This is a genomic window from Streptomyces albus subsp. albus (assembly GCF_000719865.1).
In the GTDB taxonomy this organism is placed as follows: domain Bacteria; phylum Actinomycetota; class Actinomycetes; order Streptomycetales; family Streptomycetaceae; genus Streptomyces; species Streptomyces albus_E.
In genome coordinates, this window is sequence record NZ_JOID01000008.1 from 204,236 (window position 1) to 227,152 (window position 22,917).

Here is a 22,917-nt window from a genome sequence, read left to right on the forward strand (position 1 = left end):
TCCCACCTCATCGTCCCGGGCCACCAGACCACGACTTCGCTCAACGCTCCACCCTCTCACCCGGATCGGCGGCTTCGCTCTTCTCCGGCCCGGCCTGCGCACCCTCGGCCCCGTGCTTTCCGGGCTGCGCGCCCCGCTCGGTCCCGGCCGCGTCCGGGGCTTCCCCGGTATCCCGGGCTTCCCCGGCGTCCTCGGCGTCCCCGGCGTCCTCGGCGTCCCCGGCGTCCTCGGCGTCCTCGGCGGTCTGCGCGCTCCCCGGGGCCTCCGGCTCGTCCTCGCTCTCCGCTCCTGCCGCGGGACCGTCCGCGTCCCGTGCGGCGGCCCGCTTGCGCTGGGTGTACATCCGGATTCCGGCCAGGACCAGGAGCAGCACACCGCCCGCGATGACCAGCATCACGGTGGAGGTGATCTCGGTGACGTTCACCTTGAACGACATCGGGGCGCCGTAGGGCCGTCCGTCCTCGGTGTAGAGCTGGGCCTCGACCCAGACGAGGCCGTTCGCGTTTGCGGTGGTGTCGAATTTGACCGTCTGGCTGTGGCCGCTTCCGATCTTCACTTCCTGGGGCTCCCCGGGGTCGAGCCGGTGGGGAGAGCTGGAGCGGAGGACCAGTTCAAGGTCCTCGACGCCCTGCAGGAGGTTGTTCTGCACCGTCACGGGGATCGTGCCGCTGCGCCCGGACAGCGTCAGCTTCTTCTGCGCCTTCTCGATCAGCTTCACTTCCTGGGTGAGACCCGCCAGGTAGTCCTCCACGGACTCCCGGTAGGCCTCGGCGGCCCTGGGCTCACCCCGCCAGGCGGTGGACATCTCGCGCAGGATCGCGTTGCCGAAGGGGGTGATCACTCGCTCCGGCTCGGAGAGGATCACCGTGAAGCCGTTGAGCGCGTTCTGGGTCCGCTGGACGTCCTCGAAAGCCGTGGTCGGCAGTTCCCGCTTGCGCAGGGCCTTGGGGTAGGAGCGCACGCCGGGCACTTCGGTGGCGGCCTGCGGATCGGGCTTCTCCTCGATCGCGTCCCGCAGTTCCTGCGGCTGGGTCCAGCGGCCGGCCCGCAGCCCTGCCAGCGCCTCCGCCATCGCCCGGGCCTGGTGGGCGGTGGGCATGCGCTGCGGAGCGACGACGATGCTGCGTTCCTTGCCCGGCGCCTCCCGGTTGACCATCAGGGTGTGGGCGAGGAACTCCTGCACGGCGAGCGTGGAGGACTCCGCACGCGTCATGTCGCCCGTGAAGGCCGTGGAAAGGCGCGCGTCGGCCGCGAGGGCCGTGGTGCCGCCGCCGATCGGCCGGACGGCACTCGGGGTGTGGGACGGCTCCTCGGACCCGCGCAGGCTGTCGCTGCGGGTGATGACGTTGCGGGCGCCGGCGGCGGTGGCGACGTCCACAACGGAGGTGTCGACGGCCCCGTTGACGGGCCAGGCGAAATCGGCCCGCGGCTTGCGGCCGAAGAACGTCTCCCCGGTCTTCACGGCGAGATCGGTGGCGGTCTTCAGATGGCTGATCGACCCGGAGACCTTCGTACCTCGGTGGGCGAGCGACGCGAGATCCGGATCGGCGAAGGGGAGGGTGACCAGCTCCCGTCCCTCGACGGCCGCCAGCAGATCGGTCAGCCACTGGCGGGCGACGGCCTGCCCCTCGCCCTTGGTGACGGATCCGTCGGGTTCCCGGATCTCGTACTCCTTGGTCATCATCTCGACACTGGCCAGCAGATCGGGATCGATCACCCAGGTCACGGGGAGGTCCTTGCCGAGGGCCACGAGCTGCTGGAGTCGGCCGCCGGGTGCCAGTTCGGCAGCGAGGGAATCGTCGCGGAACTGGGGTGTCTGCTGCTGATCCGAACCGGTCCGGGCCGTGAGGTGCGGGGTGGAGACGAGCGGCCAGAGGTAACCGATCTTCGTCGGCTTCCGCGCTTCCTCCGGTTGCCAGGGCAGGAAGGTCCGCTCGATCCCCAGCACCTGGTCGTACTGGCCCGCGGTACGGCCGTTGAAGGCCACACCGAGCTGGTAGACCCCCGCTTCCCCCAGGTTCAGCTCGTCGGCGGGAAGTTTCATCCGGAAGTCGCGGCTGGCGCCGGTGGGCAGCCTGCCGAGCTTCACGGTGTGCTCGGCGTCGACCGCGCGTCCGTCCTCGGCGGCGGAGAACCCCTTGCGCTTGGCGACGATCCCGATGGCGCCGCGGCTGCTCAGCGGTGTCTGTCCGACACGGAGCCCGACGCGGGCGTCGTCGACCGGGGACTTTCCGTTGTTGCTGACCCGGCCCGTGATGGTGATCGTGTCGTCTTCCGCGGGTACCACGGGGGTCAGCGTGTTGATGGCGACGTCGACGGTACGGGAGCCGGTGGCCGCCGGGGCGGCCACCGCCACGGGCGCGGCGGGAAGCTGTATCAGCCCGGCGAGCAGCGGTGTGCCGGCCAGCGCGGCGGCGGCCCGCCGCCACCACCGGCGGGCGCGACCGGTAGTCGTCCCCTGGGATGCTGCCACCTCGGCCACGCGCTCGCCCGTCCCTCGTCATCGGTGGTGGTCGTCGGATGTGCGTCCACGCATGGTAACGATGCCCGGCCGGGCGAAGTGCTGGGGATGGCCCCAAGATCCGCACGCGCGGCTGCCCAGCGAAACGTGGACGCCTCGGGGGCGCGGGGGCCGTACCCTGGTCTGTCGTGCCGAACGCGAAGAATGACAGCCTCAGCCCGCAGGCCCCGCTGATCTCGAACCCCGCGCAGACCCTCAGCCAGGTGCAGCGCCGCGCCGTGGGTGAGCTGCTGCGGGTGTCCCCCGTCGCTGACGACCTGGCGCGCCGGTTCCAGGAGGCCGGTCACGCTCTCGCGCTCGTCGGCGGATCGGTCCGGGACGCGCTGCTGGGCCGGCTGGGCAACGATCTGGACTTCACCACGGACGCCCGTCCCGACGATGTGCTGAAGATCGTCCGGGGATGGGCGGATTCGGTCTGGGAGGTCGGTATCGCCTTCGGGACGGTCGGCTGCCGGAAGGGCGATTTCCTGATCGAAGTGACGACCTACCGCTCGGAGGCCTACGACCGGACCTCGCGCAAGCCCGAGGTCTCCTACGGTGATGCGATCGAGCAGGATCTGGTCCGTCGGGACTTCACGGTGAATGCGATGGCGGTCGCCCTGCCCGAGAAGGAGTTCATCGACCCGCACGGCGGCCTGGAGGATCTCGCCGCCCGGATCCTGCGGACACCGGGTACTCCGGAGGAGTCGTTCTCCGACGATCCCCTGCGCATGATGCGAGCCGCGCGGTTCGCCGCACAGCTCGACTTCGAGGTCGCCCCCGAGGTGGTCGCCGCGATGACCGCGATGGCCGGACGCATCGAGATCGTCTCCGCCGAGCGGACGCGCGAGGAGCTGAACAAGCTTCTGCTGGCCGACCGGCCGAGAAAGGGACTCGCGCTGCTCGTGGACACCGGTCTGGCCGCGCATGTGCTGCCGGAACTCCCGGCGTTGCGTCTGGAGCGCGACGAGCACCACCGGCACAAGGATGTGTACGAGCATTCGCTGACCGTGCTGGAGCAGGCCATCGACCTGGAGGAGAACGGTCCCGATCTGGTGCTGCGGCTGGCCGCGTTGCTGCACGACATCGGGAAACCGAAGACCCGGCGCTTTGAGAAGGACGGGCGGGTCTCCTTCCACCACCACGAGGTGGTCGGGGCCAAGATGACGAAGTCCCGGATGGCGAAGCTCAAGTACTCGACCGAGATGATCAAGGATGTCTCGCGACTGGTGGAACTCCATCTGCGCTTCCACGGCTACGGGACTGGCGAGTGGACGGATTCGGCGGTGCGTCGCTATGTGCGGGACGCCGGACCGCTGCTGCACCGGTTGCACAAGCTGACCAGGTCGGACTGCACGACCCGGAACAAGAGGAAGGCGAACGCCCTCTCCCGGGCCTATGACGGGCTCGAAGCGCGGATCGCCCAGTTGCAGGAGCAGGAAGAGCTGGACGCGATCCGGCCGGACCTGGACGGAAACGAGATCATGAAGATTCTCGGTGTCCCCCCGGGCCCGGTGGTGGGCAAGGCGTACAAGCACTTGCTGGAGTTGCGGCTGGAGCACGGGCCGATGGAGCACGACGCGGCCGTCGCGGCGCTGAAGGAGTGGTGGGCCGCTCAGCAGTGATCCCGTCCGGTCGCCCGGGCCTCTGTTTCACGTGAAACGCGACGGGGGCCCCGGGGGCTTGCGGTCGGCCCGTGTGTGAGAGGCGGGTGCGTGTTTCACGTGAAACACCCACCCCCCTCTCACACACCGGCCGACCCCAAGCCCCCCGGGCCCCCCTCGCGTTTTACGTGGAAATCCACCGTGGACTGGATCACCGTGTCCGTGGCGATCTTGGCGCCCTGGGTGGTGAAACCGAGGAAGAAGGTGGCGGTGAGAACGGGAACCGGCGCGAAGGTGAGCCCCAGGGCCGGTTCCAGAACGGCGGCCGCCACGGCGCACGCCGTAATCCAGCCGGACGGGCCGAGGCGTCCGGCCGCCCAGGGGGTGACGACAGCGGCGGTGAAGTATCCGGCTCCGGAGAGGGCGACCGCCATGCCGAGGAAGGACAGTCCGGCCGCGGCGTTCTCATCGCCGGTCTGTCCTTCCGTTCCGTCGCCCGTCCAGGCGTACCGGGAGAGCATCAGCACCATGACGGTCAGCGCTCCGTAGCAGAAGCGCATCAGGGCCATGGCTGTGAGCGCCAGAGCGGCCGGTCGGCGCTGCGACAGATGCCTCAGCCCTTCCCGGAGCCCTCGCGCCGTACCGGCCACCGCGGCTCCGAACCGGACCCGTATCGGACCGCGGGATCCCAGTTGGTCGCGACCGAGTCCGAGCGCTGTCAGCGCAGCCCCGAGGTAGACCCCGGCTCCCACCAGGACGACTTCCGCGTCCGATCCCCACCCGGTGAGGCGCAGGACGAAGACCAGGCCGCCCCCCGCCGTGGCGGCGATGGTGCCGGCCGTCGGCGAGAGCGCGTTGGCCGTCACCAACTGCCGTTCGTCGGCGACGACATGGGGGAGCGCCGCGGAAAGGCAGGCGAGGATGAAGCGGTTCACGGCCGTGACGGACAGCGCCGAGAGGTAGAAGAGCCAGTCCGGCACCTCAGCGAGGATCAGCACGGCGGTGGCCCCGGCGAGCGCCGCCCGCAGCACATTGCCGTAGAGGAGCACTTGGCGGCGGCGCCAGCGGTCGAGAAGGACACCGGCGAAGGGGCCGACGAGGGAGTACGGCAGAAGCAGGACCGCCATGGCGGAGGCGATGGCCGCGGCGGAGGTCTGCCGCTCGGGGGAGAACACGACGTACGCGGCGAGCGCGACCTGGTAGACGCCGTCGGCGGACTGGGACAGCAGCCGGACGGCCAGCAGCCGGCGGAAGCCGCGGAGCCGCAGCAGTGCCCCCACGTCACGCAGAACAGCCATGCTCCACAGCCTCACACAGTGCGGGGACGCATACGGACCCCGGGCGCGGTGCCCGGGGTCCGTACGGGAGAGGGGGAAGCCGTGCGGCGGATGCGCGGCTCAGCCACCGGTCAGTGATCGACCTCGCCGGCGATGAACTTCTCGACGTTCTCGCGGGCCTCGTCGTCGAAGTACTGCACCGGCGGGGACTTCATGAAGTACGAGGACGCGGAGAGGATCGGGCCGCCGATGCCCCGGTCCTTGGCGATCTTCGCGGCGCGCAGGGCGTCGATGATGACACCCGCGGAGTTCGGGGAGTCCCAGACCTCCAGCTTGTACTCCAGGTTCAGCGGAACGTCGCCGAACGCCCGGCCCTCCAGTCGCACATAGGCCCACTTGCGGTCGTCGAGCCAGGCGACGTAGTCGGAGGGGCCGATGTGGACGTTGTCCGCGCCCATCTCGCGGTCGCGGATCTGCGAGGTGACGGACTGCGTCTTGGAGATCTTCTTCGACTCCAGGCGCTCCCGCTCCAGCATGTTCTTGAAGTCCATGTTGCCGCCGACGTTGAGCTGCATCGTGCGGTCCAGGATCACGCCCCGGTCCTCGAACAGCTTGGCCATCACGCGGTGGGTGATGGTCGCGCCGACCTGCGACTTGATGTCGTCGCCGACGATCGGGACGCCCGCCTCGGTGAACTTGTCGGCCCACTCCTTGGTACCGGCGATGAAGACCGGGAGGGCGTTGACGAACGCCACCTTGGCGTCGATCGCGCACTGGGCGTAGAACTTGGCCGCGTCCTCGGAGCCGACGGGCAGGTAGCAGACGAGCACGTCGACCTGGCGGTCCTTGAGTACCTGGACCACGTCGACCGGGGCCTCGTCGGACTCCTCGATCGTCTCCAGGTAGTACTTGCCGAGACCGTCGAGGGTGTGGCCGCGCTGCACCGTCACGCCGGTGGAGGGCACGTCGGCGATCTTGATGGTGTTGTTCTCGCTGGCGCCGATGGCGTCCGCCAGGTCCAGACCGACCTTCTTGGCGTCCACGTCGAACGCGGCGACGAACTCCACGTCACGTACGTGATAGTTGCCGAACTGCACATGCATGAGACCCGGGACACGGCTGTCCGGGTCGGCGTCCTTGTAGTACTCGACGCCCTGCACCAGCGAGGCGGCGCAGTTGCCCACACCGACGATGGCTACACGAACCGAACCCATTCCGGTTACTCCCCTTGTTCATTCGACGAGGTCCCGCTGAATGCGGACCTCACTTGGCGGTGCCGTCGGACGGATCCGGCCGGGAGCTACCCCGGTTCCGGGGCAGGCCGCCCGTGCTTTCCGATGGTTCCTGAGACGCGGCGCCGGGCCGCGGAGGCTGAGACCGCTCCGGTGCGCGCCGCGCGGAGGCCGGCCCGGGCTCGGCCGGTGAGGCCGGCTCCGGCGCGGCGCCCGGCGCGGGCTCCCCCGCGGATTCCGCCGGGCCGGTACCGGGCGCGGCCCGGTTCCGGTCAAGCCCGTAGCGCTCGCTCTCGATCAGCTCGTTGAGCCAGCGGACCTCGCGCTCCACCGACTCCATTCCATGCCGCTGGAGCTCCAGGGTGTAGTCGTCCAGGCGTTCCCGGGTGCGGGCGAGAGATGCGCGCATCTTCTCCAGCCGTTCCTCCAGCCTGCTGCGGCGGCCCTCCAGGACGCGCATCCGCACATCCCGCGAGGTCTGCCCGAAGAAGGCGAAGCGGACGCCGAAGTGCTCGTCCTCCCAGGCGTCCGGGCCGGAGTGGGCGAGCAGCTCCTCGAAGTGCTCCTTCCCCTCGGCCGTGAGCCGGTAGACGATCTTGGCTCGCCGGCCGGCGAGGGTGGCGGCGAGAGCGTCCTCCGGTGCGCTGCCGGACTCCTCGATCAACCAGCCCTGACGCACCAGCGTCTTGAGGCAGGGATACAGGCTTCCGTAGCTGAAGGCCCGGAACACCCCCAAGGAGGTGTTCAGACGTTTCCGCAGCTCATAGCCGTGCATGGGCGACTCGCGCAGCAGGCCGAGAACGGCGAACTCGAGGACGCCGGAGCGTCTGCTCATGCGTCTTCTCCCTCGCCTTCCGCTGCGCTGTCGTCGGCTCTGCCGAGTGCTATGCCCGGCCGATGTATCGAATCGATACATCCAGACGATAGAACGGCGTCCCCAACGTCACAAGAGGGGCAGAGGTGAACGGCGTCACATCACTGTTTTGGCACAGGCAAGTTGCCTGTTTTGAAGGGAAAGTGGCGTTCTGGCGGGTTTTGGCCCTGCGTAGTCTGTGCGCCATGCAGACCACCGGGAACCAAGGGGCGCGGCGGAGCGTCCTCGTCCTGGGTGCAGTGCGGCCCGGCGCCCCTCCGGGGTGGCCGCCGGTCCGTACGTCGGGGGTACCGGAAGAAAACTGCCGCTTTCAGGCGATAGCGCCTGCCCGAGGAGTATCTGTTCCATGAGCGAGCACCGTCGCAAGCCACCGCAGTCCGCAGGTGGTGGACGCGCCGCGGCCCGACGCGGGGCGCAGGCCTCAGGCCGCCGTGCCGCGCCGAGGCGTGGAGCCACCGAGCCCCAGTCCGCACCGCCGCCCGCCGACGGGCGTCCCTACGGGGGACGAGCCGAGGCCCGCCGGGCGGCACAACGCGGTGGCGGCGGGCGCCGCCGGGCCGCCGAGGCCGGGGCCACCGCCACAGGCGCGGGTGCCGTGGGGCGGGGCCGCCGCGCGGCCGCGAACGGACCGGAGAAGAAGCGCCTGATCGACTATCCGCGGTCGGGCCGGACCGGGGCGCGGCGCTGGATTCCCTCCTGGAAGCAGGTCACGGGCACGGCCATCGGCTTCATGGGGCTGCTCGTGGGCGGCGCGGGCATAGCGCTCGCCGTGGTGGATATCCCCGAGCTCAAGGATGACGCAGAGATCCAGAAGAACGTCTACTACTGGGCGAACGGCGATCAGATGGTCGTGGCCGGTGCCGGCCAGTTCAACCGCCAGATCGTCGACTACGACAACATCCCCCCGGCGATGCGGAACGCGGTCATCGCCGCGGAGAACGCCTCTTTCGAGACGGATCCGGGCGTCGACCCGATGGGTATCGCCCGTGCCGTCTTCAACATGGCGAAGGGTGGCACCACCCAGAGTGGTTCCACCATCACCCAGCAGTACGTCAAGAACGCCATGCTGAGCCAGGAGCAGACCATCTCCCGGAAGGTGCGGGAGCTCTTCATCTCGGTCAAGGTCGGCGCCAAGATGGACAAGGAAGAGATCCTCGCGGGCTATCTCAACAGTGCCTACTACGGCCGCGGCGCCTATGGCATTCAGGCGGCCTCACGCGCCTACTACGACAAGGACTGCGAGGAACTCACCGCCAGCGAGAGCGCCGTCCTCTCCGCCCTGCTGAACGGCCCCAACCTCTACGACCCGGCCGGCGGTGTGGGCTCGGCGGCCACGCCGGCGAAGAACCTCGAACGCGTCAAGGAACGCTGGGCGTGGACTCTCAAGCGCGAAGTCGACACCAAGCGCATGTCGGCGACCGAGCGCAGCAAGCACATCGCGGACGGCTTCCCGATGCCGCAGCCCCCGAAGCCGGCCACGAACAAGGCCGGCCAGATCGGCTACCTCACGAACCTCGCCGACAACTTCATCACTTCCAGAAGCAACATCTCCCAGGCCATGCTCGACGAGGGCGGCTACGAGATCCACACCACCTTTGACAAGAAGAAAATGGATCAGCTCGAGCGGGCTGTGAAGAAGGTGACGAAGGAGAACCTCAAGCCGAAGGAGCGGGACGAGGACAAGTACGTCCAGTTCGGCGGCGCGTCCATCGACCCCAAGGACGGCAAGATCGTCGCCATCTACGGCGGCAAGGACGCGACCGAGCACTTCACGAACAACGCCGACTTCACCAACGTCCAGGTCGGCTCGACCTTCAAGCCCTTCGTGCTGGCCGCAGCCATGAGCCACGGTGTGCGCGACCCCGAGGGTCCCCCCGATCAGGGCCCCGACCAGCGCACGCCGGTCTCACCGCTGAGCGTCTACAACGGTGACAACAAGGTGAAGCTGCTCAACTACGACGGCTCCACCTGGCTCGACAAGGACAACAAGGAGTGGCACCAGACCAACGACGGTGACGAGAGCTACGGTGAGGTCACCCTCCGCACGGCGATGCAGCACTCCGTCAACACCCCCTTCATCCAGCTCGGTGTGGATGTCGGCACCGAGAAGGTGAAGGAGACGGCGCTCGACGCGGGACTCGTCGAGGACCAGATGGAGAAGACCACGCCGTCCTTCTCCCTCGGCACCTCCGCCCCCAGTGCCATTCGGCTCGCCAGCGCGTATGCCACCTTTGCGGCGGAGGGCGAGCAGACCGACCCGTGGTCGGTCAAGGAGGTCAAGAAGAAGGGCTCAGTCGAATTCTCGTATGAGCCGAAGAAGCAGCAGTCGATTGACGCCAAGGTCGCCAACAACGTCACCGACGTGCTGAAGAACGTCGTCGAGAAGGGCACCGGTACCTCGGCTCAGCTTCCCGACGGCCGTCCGGCGGCCGGCAAGACGGGTACGACCGACGGCAACAAGTCCGCCTGGTTCGCCGGCTACACCCCGCAGCTCTCCACCGCGATCGGTATGTTCCGGGTGAACGACCGGGCGGAGAAGCAGAAGTTCCTGGAGATGTACGGCACGGGCGGCAAGCAGAGCATCCACGGCTCGTCGTTCCCCGCCCAGATCTGGGCCGACTACATGGGCCGGGCGCTCAAGGGCGAGGAGATCGAGCAGTTCCCGAAGCCCGAGCCGATCGGCAAGAAGGTCTACGGCGACGGCGCCAGCCCGAGCCCGACGCCGACCCCGTCGCCCACCCCGTCGGAGAGCGAGACCCCCGAGGCCACGCCCAGCGAGACGCCCATCCAGACGCCCAGCGGGAAGCCCAGCAAGAGCTGTGGATTCTTCGACCCGAAGTGCAAGGAAGAGGAGCCCACGGGCGGTGCCGACGGAGGTGCCGACGGAGGCATCGACGGTGGAGCGGACGGCGGAATCAGCAGTTCGCCGACGACCTCTCCCCCGGGCGGTGGCGGCAACGGCAACAACGGTGGCGGCGGCTGGCTCGGCGGCCCCGACGGAGAAACCGGATAGGGACGGGCGGGCAGGACGACCCGGCCGCACGGCCCGGCCGCCCCGCCCCCGTCCCCCCACCCGCGGTGCCCCCGCTCCCATGGAACGTCATGGGGCGGGGGCACCGCCGCGTCCGGGCCCGTACGGCAGGATGGCCCCATGACGAGCGTGCGTGACGAGCAACCCGTACGGCCCACCCTGCAGGACGACGTGGCCGCGGCCGCCGGTGAGCTGATCGGGGGCCCCGCCGGGCGGCGCGCGCGGTACGGCACCGGCTGGTGGACCCCGGTTCGGATCATCGCCCTGTTCGCCATCGGGATGTTCGCGCTCGGCATGGTCCAGAAGCTGCCGTGCTACGACGGCGGCTGGTTCCACGGCGCCGGCAGCCAGTACATCCACGCCTGTTACTCCGACATCCCGCACCTGTACAACGCGCGCGGCTTCGCGGCCGACCTCGTCCCGTACTTCGACCGGCTGCCGGGCGACATGGAATACCTCGAGTACCCCGTGCTCACCGGGGTGTTCATGGAGGTCGCCTCCTGGCTCACCCCGCACGAGGGCACGATCCAGCACCGCGAGCAGATCTACTGGCTCGTCAACGCCGGGATGCTGATGATCTGCGCGGCCGTCATCGCCGTCAGCGTGGCCCGCACCCACCGCCGCCGCCCCTGGGACGCCCTGCTGATGGCCCTCGCGCCGGCCTTCGCCCTCACGGCGACCATCAACTGGGACCTGCTGGCCGTGGCCCTCACCGCCGCCGCGATGCTCATGTGGTCCCGCGGCCGCCCGCTCCCCGCCGGCGTGCTGATCGGCCTGGCCACCGCCGCCAAGCTCTACCCCGTACTGCTCCTCGGGCCGCTCTTCCTGCTGTGCCTGCGCGCGGGCCGGATGCGGGCGTACGCCGGCGCGCTCGGCGGAGCGGTCGCCGCCTGGCTGGTGGTGAACGCGCCGGTGATGGCGCTGGCACCGGAGGGCTGGAAGAAGTTCTACACGTTCAGCCAGGAGCGGCCCGTCGACTTCGGGTCGTTCTGGCTGATCATCTCCCAGCGCACCGGCAACCCCCTGGAAGGGGCCAATACCTGGGCCACGGCCCTGACCCTGCTGGCCTTCGCCGGCATCGCCGTCCTCACGCTCCGCGCTCCGCGCCGCCCGCGCTTCGCCCAGCTGGCGTTCCTGGTCGTGGCCGTCTTCATCCTCTTCAACAAGGTGTACTCACCGCAGTACGTGCTGTGGCTCGTACCGCTCGCCGCGCTGGCCCGGCCGCGGTGGCGGGACTTCCTGATCTGGCAGGCCTGCGAGGCCGTCTACTTCCTCGGCATCTGGATGTATCTCGCCTACACCACCAGCGACGACCCGCACCGGGGACTGCCGGCCGAGGGCTATCAGCTCGTCATCCTCGTCCATCTGCTGGGCACCCTGTACCTCTGCGCGGTCGTCGTCCGCGACATCCTCTTCCCCGAGCGGGACCCGGTCCGCCGGGACGGCTCCGACGACCCCTCCGGCGGTCTCCTGGACGGCGCGCCGGACGCCGTCGTCCTGCGCCGCCCCGTGCCGCATGCCGAGCAGCCGCCGTCCTTCGGCGGACAGCGGCTGCAGTGGGGCGTGGAGAGCGCCGGGGCGGCACAGCGCGGGTAAACCGGGCGGGAGCTGCGCGGAACGCCGGGAGAGGGACGCGACGGCGCGAGGGCCGCGGGGGAACGCCGCCTCAGCGGTCGACCAGGCGGTCGAACTGGGTCGTCGTGTGCCGCAGATGGGCCACGAGTTCGTCCCCCACCTGCGGTGGCGCCACCTCGGAGGGGATGAAGAGGATCGACACCTGCATGTGCGGCGGCTCCGCGAACCAGCGCTGCTTGCCGGCCCACACGAACGGCGACAGGTTGCGGTTGACGGTGGCGAGCCCGGCCCGGGCGACGCCCTTCGCGCGCGGCATCACGCCGTGCAGCGCCTTCGGGGCCTCCAGGCCCACCCCGTGCGAGGTGCCGCCCGCGACGACGACCAGATGGCCGTCGGAGGTGGCCTTCTGCTGGCGGTAGCCGAAGCGGTCGCCCTTCGCGACCCGGGTGACGTCCAGGACCGCGCCGCGGTACTCCGTCGCGTCGTGGTCGCCGAGCCACAGCCGGGTGCCGATCCGGGCCCGGAAGCGGGTCTGCGGGAACTGCTGCTGGAGCCGGGCCAGCTCACCGGCCGCCAGATGGCTGACGAACATGGTGTGCAGCGGCAGCCGCGCGGTCCGCAGCCGGTCCATCCACGCGAGGACCTCCTCCACCGCGTCGGAACCGTCCGTGCGGTCCAGCGGCAGATGCAGCGCGAAGCCCTCCAGGCGGACGTCCTCGATGGCCGCGTGCAGCTTGGGCAGGTCCTCCTCCGCAACGCCGTGCCGCTTCATGCTGCTCATCAGCTCGATGACGACCCGCGCGCCGACCAGCCCGCGCACCCCCTCCACCGAGGACACGGACCGCACCGCCCGGTCCGGCAGCGGCACCGGCTCCTCGCCCAGCCGGAAGGGCGTGAGGACCAGTAGGTCACCGCTGAAGTAGTCCTTGATCCGGGCGGCCTCGTAGGTGGTGCCCACGGCCAGGATGTCGGACCGGAAGCGGGTGACCTCCTCCGCGAGCCGCTCGTGGCCGAAGCCGTAGCCGTTGCCCTTGCAGACCGGGACCATGCCCGGGAACTGCTGGAGAACGGACTGCTGATGCGCCCGCCAGCGAGCGGTGTCGACATAGAGGGTGAGCGCCATGGCCGGTCCGGTACCTCTCTCGTGTTTCGGTGGATGAGCAGTGAACGGCGGGGTGGGACGGCGGTGGGACGGCGGTGAGCGGCTGAAGCGGCCGAGGGCGGCGGGCCCCCGGCGTGGTCAGCGCCGCGACATGTAGATGTCGAGCGCCTTGTGCAGCAGCTTGTTGAGCGGGAAGTCCCACTCGCCCAGGTACTCGGCCGCCTGGCCGCCGGTGCCGACCTTGAACTGGATGAGCCCGAACAGGTGGTCGTTCTCGTCGAGGGAGTCGCTGATACCGCGCAGGTCGTACACGCTCGCACCGAGCGCGTAGGCGTCGCACAACATCCGCCACTGCATGGCGTTCGAGGGCCGCACCTCGCGCTTGTGGTTGGCGGAGGCGCCGTACGAGTACCAGACGTGGCCGCCGACGATGAGCATCGTGGCGGCGGCGACGTTCTCGCCCTCGTGGCGGGCGAAGTAGAGGCGCATGCGGTTGGGGTCCTCGGCGTTGAGCGCCGTCCACATGCGCTGGAAGTAGCTCAGCGGCCGGGGGCGGAAGCGGTCCCGCTCGGCGGTGGTCTCGTACAGCCGCTGCCACTCGGCGAGGTCGTCGTAACCGCCCTGGACGACCTCCACGCCGGCCTTCTCGGCCTTCTTGATGTTGCGCCGCCAGAGCTGGTTGAAGGACTTGTGGACGTCCTCCAGGGAGCGGTTCTCCAGCGGCACCTGGAAGACGTAGCGCGGCTGGACGTCACCGAAGCCCGCGCCGCCGTCCTCGCCCTGCTGCCAGCCCATCCGGCGCAGCCGGTCGGCCACCTCGAAGGCGCGCGGTTCGATGAACGTGGCCTCGACGTCCCGGAGCCGCTTGACGTCCGGGTTCTGGATGCCGGCCTTGATCGCGGGGGCGTCCCAGCGGCGGATGACGACGGGCGGGCCCATCTTCACGGAGAAGGCGCCCGCCTGCTTGAGATGAGCGAGCATCGGCTGCAGCCAGTCCTCGAGGTTGGGCGCGAACCAGTTGATGACCGGGCCCTCGGGGAGATAGGCCAGATAGCGCTTGACCTTGGGAAGCTGCCGGTAGAGGACCAGTCCGGCGCCGACGAGGCGGCCGGATCCGTCGAACCAGCCGAGATTCTCCGAGCGCCACTCCGTCTTCACGTCCGCCCACGCCGGAACCTGGCAGTGGCTGGCCGCGGGCAGGCTCTGGATGTACGCCAGATGCTGCTCACGGCTGATGGTCCTCAGGGTCAGGCTCATGCGGGGTGCTCCTCGGCAGGTTTGTCCCCAGGGGGTTGGGGCTCCGGCTCTCGCCGCGAAGCCTACTGCGCCGGGGAGGACCCCGTTCGGGCGTACGGCTCGCGGGGCCGCGGCGGGGCGGCCCTCCGCGGGTGCCGGGGCCTGCCGGGGAGCCCCGGCTAGCCGATCAGGCCGCCGAAGAGACCGCCGTTCGCCATACCGAGGAAGAAGCCGAGCCCCGCCGCTCCCAGGCCGATGATCAGCGCGAAGCGCTCGGCGGTCGTCGCGGAGATCATCTGGCCCCAGGCCCCGCTGAGGATGCCGAGGAGGCCGGTCCAGGAACTGACCAGGTGCAGGTCGTCGAACTGCGCGGTGATGAAGGCCACCACACCGAGGACCACGGTGGCGGCGACGAAGCTGTTCTCGACGGGGTGGGCCTTGCCGTCGCTGTTGAAGACGGAGCTGACGGCGGAGAGGGGATTGCGGTGATGACGTACTGGCTGCGCCATGAGACACCTCCTGGCGGAAAGCGGCGAACTGTAGCGCCGGTCACACCCGATGTACCCAGATTGCGGGGTGCTGCCACGGGATTTCAACCGGAAGCGGACTTGCGGGTAGGCTGAACGGTCTGCACCGGTGTCCACATGCCCGGCCCTCATCCCCGGCTCCTTCCGGATTCCCGCGGTTGTCAGTGCCGGCCGGTACCGTTGCGCACGCATCACGACCCTCCTGCCACGGAAAGACCGTGGCCGCTGAGTCCAGAGGAGGTGGGTTCCACATGCGTCACTACGAGGTGATGGTCATCCTCGACCCCGATCTCGAGGAGCGCGCAGTCGCGCCGCTGATCGAGAACTTCCTTTCCGTCGTCCGTGAGGGCAACGGCAAGGTCGAGAAGGTCGACACCTGGGGCCGTCGTCGTCTCTCGTACGAGATCAACAAGAAGCCCGAGGGCATCTACTCGGTCATCGACCTCCGGGCCGAGCCCGCGGTCGTCAAGGAGCTCGACCGTCAGATGAACCTGAACGAGTCGGTCCTCCGGACCAAGGTCCTCCGTCCCGAGACCCACTGAACCACCGCGCCTCGTGCGCAGGTTCAGCGGCGATGCCCGGGGCTGAACCGGGCAGCGCCGAGTAGTCCGGTCCACCCGCAATCCGCAGCCAGCAGCACCCGCCGAGAGGTACCCCTATGGCAGGCGAGACCGTCATCACGGTCGTCGGCAATCTCGTCGACGACCCCGAGCTGCGCTTCACCCCGTCCGGTGCGGCGGTCGCGAAGTTCCGTGTCGCGTCCACCCCCCGCACCTTCGACCGCCAGACGAACGAGTGGAAGGACGGCGAGAGCCTCTTCCTCACCTGCTCGGTCTGGCGGCAGGCGGCGGAGAACGTCGCCGAGTCGCTCCAGCGCGGCACGCGCGTCATCGTGCAGGGCCGCCTGAAGCAGCGGTCGTACGAGGACCGCGAGGGCGTCAAGCGCACGGTCTACGAGCTGGACGTCGACGAGGTCGGCGCCAGCCTGCGCAACGCCACGGCCAAGGTCACCAAGACCACCGGCCGCGGTGGACAGGGTGGCTACGGCGGTGGCCAGGGCGGTGGCGGCGGCCAGGGTGGCGGCGGCTGGGGCGGCGGCCCCGGCGGCGGCCAGCAGAGCGGCGGCGGGGCTCCCGCCGACGACCCCTGGGCGACCGGCGCGCCGGCCGGCGGCGGCCAGCAGGGTGGCGGCGGTGGCTGGGGCGGTGGCTCCGGCTCCGGATCCGGCGGCGGTTACTCGGACGAGCCGCCCTTCTAGGCCGAAAGGCCCGGCCGGGCGGTCAGCGAAACTTTTTGATCACACTGGAGAGAGACAATGGCGAAGCCGCCTCCGCGCAAGCCGAAGAAGAAGGTCTGCGCGTTCTGCAAGGACAAGACCGCGTACGTGGACTACAAGGACACGAACATGCTGCGGAAGTTCATTTCCGACCGCGGCAAGATCCGTGCCCGCCGCGTCACCGGCAACTGCACCCAGCACCAGCGCGATGTCGCCACGGCCGTGAAGAACAGCCGTGAGATGGCGCTGCTGCCCTACACCTCGTCCGCGCGATAAGGGAAGGGTGACCGGACAATGAAGATCATCCTCACCCACGAGGTCTCCGGCCTCGGTGCCGCGGGCGACGTCGTGGACGTCAAGGACGGCTACGCTCGCAACTACCTGATCCCGCGCGGTTTCGCGATGCGCTGGACCAAGGGCGGCGAGAAGGACGTCGAGCAGATCCGCCGCGGCCGCAAGATCCGCGAGATCGCCACGATCGAGCAGGCGAACTCCGTCAAGGCCCAGCTGGAGTCCGTGAAGGTCCGCCTGGCCACCCGCTCGGGTGACTCCGGCCGCCTCTTCGGCTCCGTCACCCCGGCCGACATCGCCTCGGCGATCAAGCAGGCCGGCGGCCCGGACGTGGACAAGCGCCGCATCGAGCTCGGTGCGCCGATCAAGACCCTGGGCGCGCACCAGGTGTCCGTGCGTCTGCACGCCGAAGTCGCCGCCAAGGTGGGCGTCGAGGTCGTCGCCGCCTGACCGGGGCGCTCGGCAGCGTGTACGGGGCCGTACCTCCTCCACGAGGGGGTACGGCCCCGCGGCATATCCGGGCTGTACGGAGCGTACGGAGCCGTTCAGTCCCGCACGGCCCCGGTGACGATCCAGCGGCCGGACGCGGCGCGCAGACCCAGGGTGACCAGCCGCACCGTCATCATCAGTCCCATCACCCACCACAGCGCGGTCAGGCCGCCGCCCAGCGCCGGTACGGCGAGCGCGAGCGGGGCGAAGACGGCGAGGGTCGCGAGCATCGCCCAGGCCAGATACGGCCCGTCGCCGGCGCCCATCAGCACCCCGTCCAGGACGAAGACGACCCCGGACACCGGCTGGACGAGCGCCACCACCAGCAGCGCGGGCAGCAGCAAGCCGTGGACGGCCTCGTCACCGGTGAACAGCGGCAGCAGCAGGGGCCGGGCCAGGACGAGCAGCAGGCCCAGGACCACCCCCGAGGCGATACCCCACTCCACCATGCGGCGGCACGCGGCCCGGGCACCCGCTGCGTCTCCCGCGCCCAGGTAACGCCCGATGATGGCCTGCCCGGCGATGGCGATCGCGTCCAGTGCGAAGGCGAGCAGCGACCAGAGGGCGAGCACGATCTGGTGGGCGGCCACCTCCTGGTCCCCCAGCCGGGCCGCCACCGCGGTGGCGATCACGAGGATGGCGCGCAGCGAGAGGGTGCGGACGAGGAGCGGCGCTCCCGCCCGGGCACAGGCGCGGATTCCGGCGGCGTCGGGCCGCAGCGAGGCGCCGTGCCGGCGGGCGCCCCGTACGACCACGGTGAGATAGACGGCGGCCATGCCCCACTGGGCGATGACGGTACCCCAGGCGGAGCCGGCGATGCCGAGCCCGGCGCCGTACACCAGCAGGGCGTTGAGGGCGGCGTTCGCCGTGAACCCGCCGACGGCGATGTACAGGGGGGTACGGGTGTTCTGCAGTCCCCGCAGCACGCCCGTGGCGGCCAGCACCACCAGCATCGCCGGGATGCCGAGTGCGCTGATGCGCAGATAGGTGACCGCGTACGGGGTGGAGGTGCCGGAGGCGCCGAAGAGGCCGATGAGCCAGGGGGCGGCGGGGAGCGCGACGGCGACGGCACCGGCGCCGAGGAGCAGGGCGAGCCAGATGCCGTCCATGCCCTGCCGGATCGCGGCGGGCAGGTCTCCGGCTCCGACGCGGCGGGCCACGGCGGCGGTGGTGGCGTACGCGAGGAAGACGAAGACGTTGACGGCGGTCATGAGGAGTGCGGCGGCGATGCCGAGGCCTGCCAGTTGCGGGGTGCCGAGGTGGCCGATGATGGCGCTGTCGGCCATGACGAAGAGGGGTTCCGCGACCAGGGCGCCGAAGGCGGGGACCGCGAGTGAGATGATCTCGCGGTCGTGGCGGCGGCCGGGCCGGGGCGGCGCGGGGGCCTGGCTCATGACCGGCGGCTCCAATCTTCCACAGGTAAGGGACGGAGTTTATCGTCAGCCCTTACCGGGGCGATACTCCGGTGGTCCGCCGGGGCCTCTTCGCCGTGATCCCGGCCGGTCTGCGGATTTTTTTCTTCTGCACAGCCGGTGGATGGCGAAATAGCAGGTCAGAGGGCTGGGGATGGTGTGATTGGCGTACTGTCCACAAGGCTGTCCCCCGGCTCGTGCACAGGTTGGGGCGAGTTCTCCACAGGATGCGATCGGTCATCCACATGCCCTGTGGATAACTTTCTTGGTCCTCGGCTCCGCCGGCCCTACGGTGGTCCGGCCACCGCACTGAACTCGACGCGCCGCCAGGGGAGTCGAGCATCCCATTTGTCAGAGCCGTGCCGTAAGAAAGAGTCGCACGGCGAGGGGGTTTGCCGGGCGGCGAACAGTCCGCGTCGCGGACGGGAGGAGGTGCCGGGATGACCCAGCCGGACATGGAAGACACCTGGGCGCCGGACGTCCGCCCGGGCGACCGGCTGCCCGCGTCGCGTCCCGCCCAGCGGGGCGAGCGAGGCCGCCCCGACCAGCACGACCGGGGCCGGGACGACCCGTGGTCCGGACCGGGCGGAGGATCCGGATTCGAGCGGGTCCCGCCCCAGGATCTGGACGCCGAGCAATCCGTCCTCGGCGGCATGATGCTCTCGAAGGACGCCATCGCCGACGTGGTGGAGGTCCTCAAGGGAAGCGACTTCTACCGCCCCGCGCACGAGACGGTCTACCAGGCCGTCCTCGACCTCTACGCCAAGGGTGAGCCGGCCGACCCGATCACCGTTGCCGCCGAACTGACCCGGCGCGGCGAGATCACCCGTGTCGGCGGCGCCTCCTATCTCCACACCCTCGTCCAGTCGGTTCCCACGGCCGCCAACGCCGAGTACTACGCCGAGATCGTCCACGAGCGCGCGGTGCTCCGCCGGCTCGTCGAGGCGGGCACGCGCATCACGCAGATGGGATACGCCGCCGACGGCGACGTCGACGAGATCGTCAACAACGCCCAGGCGGAGATCTACGCGGTCACCGAGCAGCGCACCAGCGAGGACTACCTCCCCCTCGGCGACATCATGGAGGGCGCGCTCGACGAGATCGAGGCGATCGGTTCCCGCAGCGGCCAGATGTCCGGAGTGCCGACCGGCTTCACCGACCTCGACTCGCTCACCAACGGGCTCCACCCGGGCCAGATGATCGTCATCGCGGCCCGCCCGGCGATGGGCAAGTCCACCCTCGCGCTCGACTTCGCCCGGGCCTGCTCGATCAAGAACAACATGCCGAGCGTCATCTTCTCCCTGGAGATGGGGCGGAACGAGATCGCGATGCGCCTGCTGTCCGCGGAGGCGCGGGTGGCCCTGCACCACATGCGTTCCGGCAGCATGACGGACGAGGACTGGACCCGGCTCGCCCGCCGGATGCCGGACGTCTCCCAGGCCCCGCTCTACATCGACGACTCCCCGAACCTCTCGATGATGGAGATCCGCGCCAAGTGCCGGCGGCTGAAGCAGCGGAACGACCTCCAACTGGTCGTGATCGACTATCTCCAGCTGATGCAGTCCGGCGGAGCCAGGCGCCCCGAGAGCCGGCAGCAGGAGGTCTCGGACATGTCCCGGAATCTGAAGCTGCTCGCCAAGGAACTGGAGGTCCCGGTCATCGCGCTGTCGCAGCTGAACCGAGGGCCCGAGCAGCGGACCGACAAGAAGCCGATGGTCTCCGACCTCCGCGAGTCCGGCTCCATCGAGCAGGACGCCGACATGGTCATCCTGCTGCACCGCGAGGACGCCTACGAGAAGGAGTCACCCCGGGCCGGCGAGGCGGACCTGATCGTGGCCAAGCACCGCAACGGCCCGACGGCCACCATCACCGTCGCCTTCCAGGGCCACTACTCCCGCTTCGTCGACATGGCACAGACCTGATCCGGCCTGCTTGAGTTGGCCCCATGACTGCATCCTTCGAAGATCTGCTGCCGGAGACGGCCCGCGCCCTCTACCACCGGATCGCCGTGGCCCAGGCCGAGGGCCGGGCGCCGTCCCTGGTGGCGGCCGTGGTGCGCGGCGGCCGGACCGTGTGGAGCGGAGGCCGCGGTACGGCCGCGGAGGGAACGCCGGGGGACCGGACGCAGTACCGGGTCGGGTCCATCACCAAGGTCTTCACCGCGGTGCTGGTACTCCGGCTGCGGGAGGAAGGGCTGATCGGGCTCGACGATCCGCTGGGAAGGCATCTGCCGGACACCGGCGTGGGTGAGGTGACCATCGCCCAACTTCTCTCCCACAGCGCAGGTCTGACCGCCGAGCCGCCGGGACCGTGGTGGGAGCGGACTCCGGGGGAGCTGCGGCCCGGACTTCCGGATGTGCTGGGGGACCGGCCGGTGCTGCACCCCGCGGGCCGGGTGCACCACTATTCCAACCCCGGCTATGCCCTGCTCGGTTCGCTCGTGGAGCACCTGCGCGGAGAGCCGTGGGAGAAGGTGCTGCTCCAGGAGGTGCTGGAGCCGCTGGGGATGACACGTACCGGCGTGCGGCCCAGGGCTCCCTACGCCCGGGGCTGGGCCGTGCACCCGTGGGCGGACGTCATGCTGCCGGAGCCGGCCGAGGACCTCGGCACCATGGCCCCAGCCGGACAGCTGTGGTCCACGGCCGCCGACCTGAGCCGCTTCGCCGCCTTCCTGATGCGTGGCGACGAACGGGTGCTCGGCGCGGAGACGGTGGCCGAGATGCGCCGGCCCGCCGCGGTGCCCCTGCCCGGCGGCTGGGACGGCGGATACGGGCTCGGCTTGCAGCTGTTCCGCCGTAACGGGCGCGCCTTCTGCGGACACACGGGATCGCTCCCGGGCTATCTGGCCACGCTGTGGATGAGCGCGGAGGATGATGTCGCCGGGCTCGTGCTGGCCAATGTCACCTCCGGCCCCGCGGTCGGTCAGACATCGGCCGATCTGGTGGAGATCGTGGCGCAGCGCGAGCCGCGCATCCCGGAGCCCTGGCAGCCGCTGCCCGAGGCCGACCCGGCTCTTCTCGAACTGACCGGCCCCTGGTACTGGGGGCCCACCCCCTTCGCGCTGCGGCTGCTCCCCGGCAGAGGCCTGGAGCTCACCGCGCTCGCGGGTGCGGGCCGCACCTCCCGCTTCCGGGCCGTCCAGGACGGCGTCTGGACCGGCCTGGACGGCTACTACCTCGGTGAAAAGCTCCGCGCCGTCCGACGGCCGGACGGCTCCGTCAGCCATCTGGACCTGGGGACCTTCGTCTTCACGCGTGAGCCGTACGAAGCCTCGGCGCCGGTGCCGGGCGGAGTGGACCAGCAGGGCTGGCGGCCGGCCGAGCCCGGTCCGGCGCGGTGACCCCCGGGAGCCCAGAGGGCGCGGATGGTTCAGAGGGGGAGCTTGAAACCTATGTGTGAGCCGGTGAAGCCCAGCTTCTCGTAGAAGCGGTGGGCGTCGGTGCGGGTGGCGTCCGAGGTGAGCTGCACCAGCCCGCACCCCCGGCGCCGGGACTCCTCGATCGCCCACTCGATGAGCCGGGTGCCGAGCCCGCTGCCGCGCTCGTCGGCGTGGACCCGCACGGCCTCGATCACCGAGCGGGTGGTGCCTCGGCGGGACAGTCCGGGGATGATCGTGAGCTGCAGGGTGCCGACCGGCCGGCCGTCCTCCCGTGCGGCCACTATGAGGTACTGGTTGGGGTCGGCCGTGAGCTGGTCGAGCGCTGCGCGGTACGGAGTCAGGTCGTCAGGGGATTCGCGCTGGGCGCCGAGCGGATCGTCGGCCAGCATGGCCACGATGGGGCCCAAATCGTCCGGGGTGGCGGGGCGAATCGCGAGGGTATCCATGATCAAGAGTCTAGAAGCCGGATTCGGTGCCAGCGGGTGGCCGTTTCACGTGAAACAGGCTTTCCCGGGAAACGGCCTGTTTCACGTGAAACGGATCGCGAGAGATGGGTGGGGCGAGTGCTTCAGCCCAGGTCCGGCGCATGGAGCGCCCGTACACCCTCGATATTGCCGTCCAGATAGTGCCGTAGCGACAGTGGTACGACCTCGACGGAAGCGAGCCCGACGCGGGTGAACGGGATCCGGACGATGTCGTACTCCCCGCTCGGCTCCTCGACCTCGGGGCCGTGCCGCCGTGAAGGATCCATCGACTCCAGTCGGCACAGAAAGAAGTGCTGCACCTTCACCCCGGCCGCGCCGTCTTCCGTGGTGTGCTCCACGGTGTCGACGAAAGCCGGGACCACGTCCGTGATTTTCGCCCCCAGTTCCTCGTCCACTTCCCGGTGGAGGGCGTCGACGACGGTGGCGTCCTCCGGTTCCACCCCACCGCCGGGTGTGATCCAGTACGGAGGACGGCCCGGCTTCGTCCGCTTGATCAGGATCATATGGTCGCCGTCGAGCAGGATGGCGCGGGCGGTGCGCTTGACCACCAACCGTTCGGTCATGGGGTTGATGTGGCCCAGCGCGGCCCATTCGAAACACCCGCGCCCCAGCGTGCTTTTCCGGGCT

General features: G+C 69.9%; 19 protein-coding genes. 9 read left to right on the forward strand and 10 right to left on the reverse strand.

Translation table 11 applies throughout. The annotated features are described in order from the left end of the window. Positions 1–40 precede the first annotated feature (40 nt). Entirely contained in the window at positions 41–2,482 is a 2,442-nt protein-coding gene (locus IF83_RS0109750; protein WP_030543692.1) for a DUF6049 family protein, read from the reverse strand. Between the two features lie 167 nt (positions 2,483–2,649). On the opposite strand from IF83_RS0109750, the gene IF83_RS0109755 reads away from it, so the two are divergent. Further along, positions 2,650–4,125 carry a CCA tRNA nucleotidyltransferase gene (locus tag IF83_RS0109755; protein WP_208605859.1) on the forward strand — a complete coding sequence of 492 codons (1,476 nt, stop codon included), beginning with the start codon at positions 2,650–2,652 and terminating at the stop codon, positions 4,123–4,125. A 119-nt stretch (positions 4,126–4,244) separates the two neighbouring features. Here the strand turns inward: IF83_RS0109755 and IF83_RS0109760 are convergent, their stop codons facing one another. The 3 genes from IF83_RS0109760 to IF83_RS0109770 form a co-directional block, all read right to left on the reverse strand. After that, on the reverse strand, positions 4,245–5,402 hold the full coding sequence (locus IF83_RS0109760) for an MFS transporter (protein WP_107046733.1): 1,158 nt from the start codon (positions 5,400–5,402) through the stop codon (positions 4,245–4,247). Between the two features lie 110 nt (positions 5,403–5,512). After that, positions 5,513–6,595 carry an inositol-3-phosphate synthase gene (locus IF83_RS0109765; protein ID WP_030543695.1) on the reverse strand — a complete coding sequence of 361 codons (1,083 nt, stop codon included), beginning with the start codon at positions 6,593–6,595 and terminating at the stop codon, positions 5,513–5,515. A gap of 49 nt (positions 6,596–6,644) precedes the next feature. Then, positions 6,645–7,448 (reverse strand): PadR family transcriptional regulator, encoded by an 804-nt coding sequence (locus IF83_RS0109770; RefSeq protein WP_030543696.1) that lies wholly within the window; start codon positions 7,446–7,448, stop codon positions 6,645–6,647. Positions 7,449–7,833: 385 nt separating this feature from the next. Here IF83_RS0109770 and IF83_RS0109775 point away from each other — a divergent pair, with 385 nt between their 5' ends. Then, positions 7,834–10,500, forward strand: coding sequence for a transglycosylase domain-containing protein (locus tag IF83_RS0109775; protein WP_030543697.1), 2,667 nt, complete (start codon positions 7,834–7,836; stop codon positions 10,498–10,500). Between the two features lie 138 nt (positions 10,501–10,638). Beyond that, a complete protein-coding gene (locus IF83_RS0109780) occupies positions 10,639–12,114 on the forward strand; it encodes a glycosyltransferase family 87 protein (protein ID WP_037679375.1) in 1,476 nt (491 codons plus the stop codon). Between the two features lie 70 nt (positions 12,115–12,184). Here IF83_RS0109780 and IF83_RS0109785 read toward each other — a convergent pair whose 3' ends face one another. The 3 genes from IF83_RS0109785 to IF83_RS0109795 form a co-directional block, all read right to left on the reverse strand. After that, entirely contained in the window at positions 12,185–13,216 is a 1,032-nt protein-coding gene (locus IF83_RS0109785) for an alanine racemase (protein ID WP_030543699.1), read from the reverse strand. A 117-nt stretch (positions 13,217–13,333) separates the two neighbouring features. Further along, on the reverse strand, positions 13,334–14,452 hold the full coding sequence (locus IF83_RS0109790) for a lipid II:glycine glycyltransferase FemX (RefSeq protein ID WP_030543700.1): 1,119 nt from the start codon (positions 14,450–14,452) through the stop codon (positions 13,334–13,336). Between the two features lie 158 nt (positions 14,453–14,610). After that, positions 14,611–14,940: a hypothetical protein gene (locus tag IF83_RS0109795; RefSeq protein WP_030543701.1), complete on the reverse strand. Its 330-nt coding sequence runs from the start codon at positions 14,938–14,940 to the stop codon at positions 14,611–14,613. Positions 14,941–15,209: 269 nt separating this feature from the next. Between IF83_RS0109795 and rpsF the strand changes: the two genes are divergently transcribed. The 4 genes from rpsF (at position 15,210) to rplI (ending at position 16,975) form a co-directional block, all read left to right on the forward strand. Continuing rightward, a complete protein-coding gene (rpsF, locus tag IF83_RS0109800) occupies positions 15,210–15,500 on the forward strand; it encodes a 30S ribosomal protein S6 (RefSeq protein ID WP_019707397.1) in 291 nt (96 codons plus the stop codon). Between the two features lie 116 nt (positions 15,501–15,616). After that, positions 15,617–16,216 carry a single-stranded DNA-binding protein gene (locus IF83_RS0109805; RefSeq protein WP_030543702.1) on the forward strand — a complete coding sequence of 200 codons (600 nt, stop codon included), beginning with the start codon at positions 15,617–15,619 and terminating at the stop codon, positions 16,214–16,216. A 57-nt stretch (positions 16,217–16,273) separates the two neighbouring features. Then, positions 16,274–16,510 carry a 30S ribosomal protein S18 gene (rpsR, locus tag IF83_RS0109810; RefSeq protein WP_004950692.1) on the forward strand — a complete coding sequence of 79 codons (237 nt, stop codon included), beginning with the start codon at positions 16,274–16,276 and terminating at the stop codon, positions 16,508–16,510. A gap of 18 nt (positions 16,511–16,528) precedes the next feature. Beyond that, positions 16,529–16,975: a 50S ribosomal protein L9 gene (gene rplI / locus IF83_RS0109815; RefSeq protein WP_019707399.1), complete on the forward strand. Its 447-nt coding sequence runs from the start codon at positions 16,529–16,531 to the stop codon at positions 16,973–16,975. A gap of 95 nt (positions 16,976–17,070) precedes the next feature. Here rplI and IF83_RS0109820 read toward each other — a convergent pair whose 3' ends face one another. Continuing rightward, on the reverse strand, positions 17,071–18,408 hold the full coding sequence (locus IF83_RS0109820) for an MATE family efflux transporter (protein WP_030543703.1): 1,338 nt from the start codon (positions 18,406–18,408) through the stop codon (positions 17,071–17,073). Positions 18,409–18,866: 458 nt separating this feature from the next. On the opposite strand from IF83_RS0109820, the gene dnaB reads away from it, so the two are divergent. Next, positions 18,867–20,348 (forward strand): replicative DNA helicase, encoded by a 1,482-nt coding sequence (gene dnaB, locus IF83_RS0109825; protein WP_030543704.1) that lies wholly within the window; start codon positions 18,867–18,869, stop codon positions 20,346–20,348. A gap of 23 nt (positions 20,349–20,371) precedes the next feature. Then, positions 20,372–21,766: a serine hydrolase domain-containing protein gene (locus IF83_RS0109830; protein WP_030543705.1), complete on the forward strand. Its 1,395-nt coding sequence runs from the start codon at positions 20,372–20,374 to the stop codon at positions 21,764–21,766. Positions 21,767–21,795: 29 nt separating this feature from the next. On the opposite strand, the gene IF83_RS0109835 is transcribed toward IF83_RS0109830, so the two are convergent. Continuing rightward, a complete protein-coding gene (locus IF83_RS0109835) occupies positions 21,796–22,251 on the reverse strand; it encodes a GNAT family N-acetyltransferase (RefSeq protein WP_030543706.1) in 456 nt (151 codons plus the stop codon). Positions 22,252–22,373: 122 nt separating this feature from the next. Then, positions 22,374–22,853, reverse strand: coding sequence for an NUDIX domain-containing protein (locus IF83_RS0109840; protein WP_030543707.1), 480 nt, complete (start codon positions 22,851–22,853; stop codon positions 22,374–22,376). Positions 22,854–22,917: the final 64 nt, after the last annotated feature.

Excerpts from the sequence above, each read along its gene's own strand:
- IF83_RS0109760 (WP_107046733.1), bottom strand. The coding sequence starts at position 5,402 with ATGGCTGTTCTGCGTGACGTGGGGGCACTGCTGCGGCTCCGCGGCTTC.
- IF83_RS0109765 (WP_030543695.1), bottom strand. The coding sequence starts at position 6,595 with ATGGGTTCGGTTCGTGTAGCCATCGTCGGTGTGGGCAACTGCGCCGCC.
- IF83_RS0109770 (WP_030543696.1), bottom strand. The coding sequence starts at position 7,448 with ATGAGCAGACGCTCCGGCGTCCTCGAGTTCGCCGTTCTCGGCCTGCTG.
- IF83_RS0109775 (WP_030543697.1), top strand. The coding sequence starts at position 7,834 with ATGAGCGAGCACCGTCGCAAGCCACCGCAGTCCGCAGGTGGTGGACGC.
- IF83_RS0109780 (WP_037679375.1), top strand. The coding sequence starts at position 10,639 with ATGACGAGCGTGCGTGACGAGCAACCCGTACGGCCCACCCTGCAGGAC.
- IF83_RS0109785 (WP_030543699.1), bottom strand. The coding sequence starts at position 13,216 with ATGGCGCTCACCCTCTATGTCGACACCGCTCGCTGGCGGGCGCATCAG.
- IF83_RS0109790 (WP_030543700.1), bottom strand. The coding sequence starts at position 14,452 with ATGAGCCTGACCCTGAGGACCATCAGCCGTGAGCAGCATCTGGCGTAC.
- IF83_RS0109795 (WP_030543701.1), bottom strand. The coding sequence starts at position 14,940 with ATGGCGCAGCCAGTACGTCATCACCGCAATCCCCTCTCCGCCGTCAGC.
- rpsF (WP_019707397.1), top strand. The coding sequence starts at position 15,210 with ATGCGTCACTACGAGGTGATGGTCATCCTCGACCCCGATCTCGAGGAG.
- IF83_RS0109805 (WP_030543702.1), top strand. The coding sequence starts at position 15,617 with ATGGCAGGCGAGACCGTCATCACGGTCGTCGGCAATCTCGTCGACGAC.
- rpsR (WP_004950692.1), top strand. The coding sequence starts at position 16,274 with ATGGCGAAGCCGCCTCCGCGCAAGCCGAAGAAGAAGGTCTGCGCGTTC.
- rplI (WP_019707399.1), top strand. The coding sequence starts at position 16,529 with ATGAAGATCATCCTCACCCACGAGGTCTCCGGCCTCGGTGCCGCGGGC.
- IF83_RS0109820 (WP_030543703.1), bottom strand. The coding sequence starts at position 18,408 with ATGAGCCAGGCCCCCGCGCCGCCCCGGCCCGGCCGCCGCCACGACCGC.
- dnaB (WP_030543704.1), top strand. The coding sequence starts at position 18,867 with ATGACCCAGCCGGACATGGAAGACACCTGGGCGCCGGACGTCCGCCCG.
- IF83_RS0109830 (WP_030543705.1), top strand. The coding sequence starts at position 20,372 with ATGACTGCATCCTTCGAAGATCTGCTGCCGGAGACGGCCCGCGCCCTC.
- IF83_RS0109835 (WP_030543706.1), bottom strand. The coding sequence starts at position 22,251 with ATGGATACCCTCGCGATTCGCCCCGCCACCCCGGACGATTTGGGCCCC.
- IF83_RS0109840 (WP_030543707.1), bottom strand. The coding sequence starts at position 22,853 with ATGACCGAACGGTTGGTGGTCAAGCGCACCGCCCGCGCCATCCTGCTC.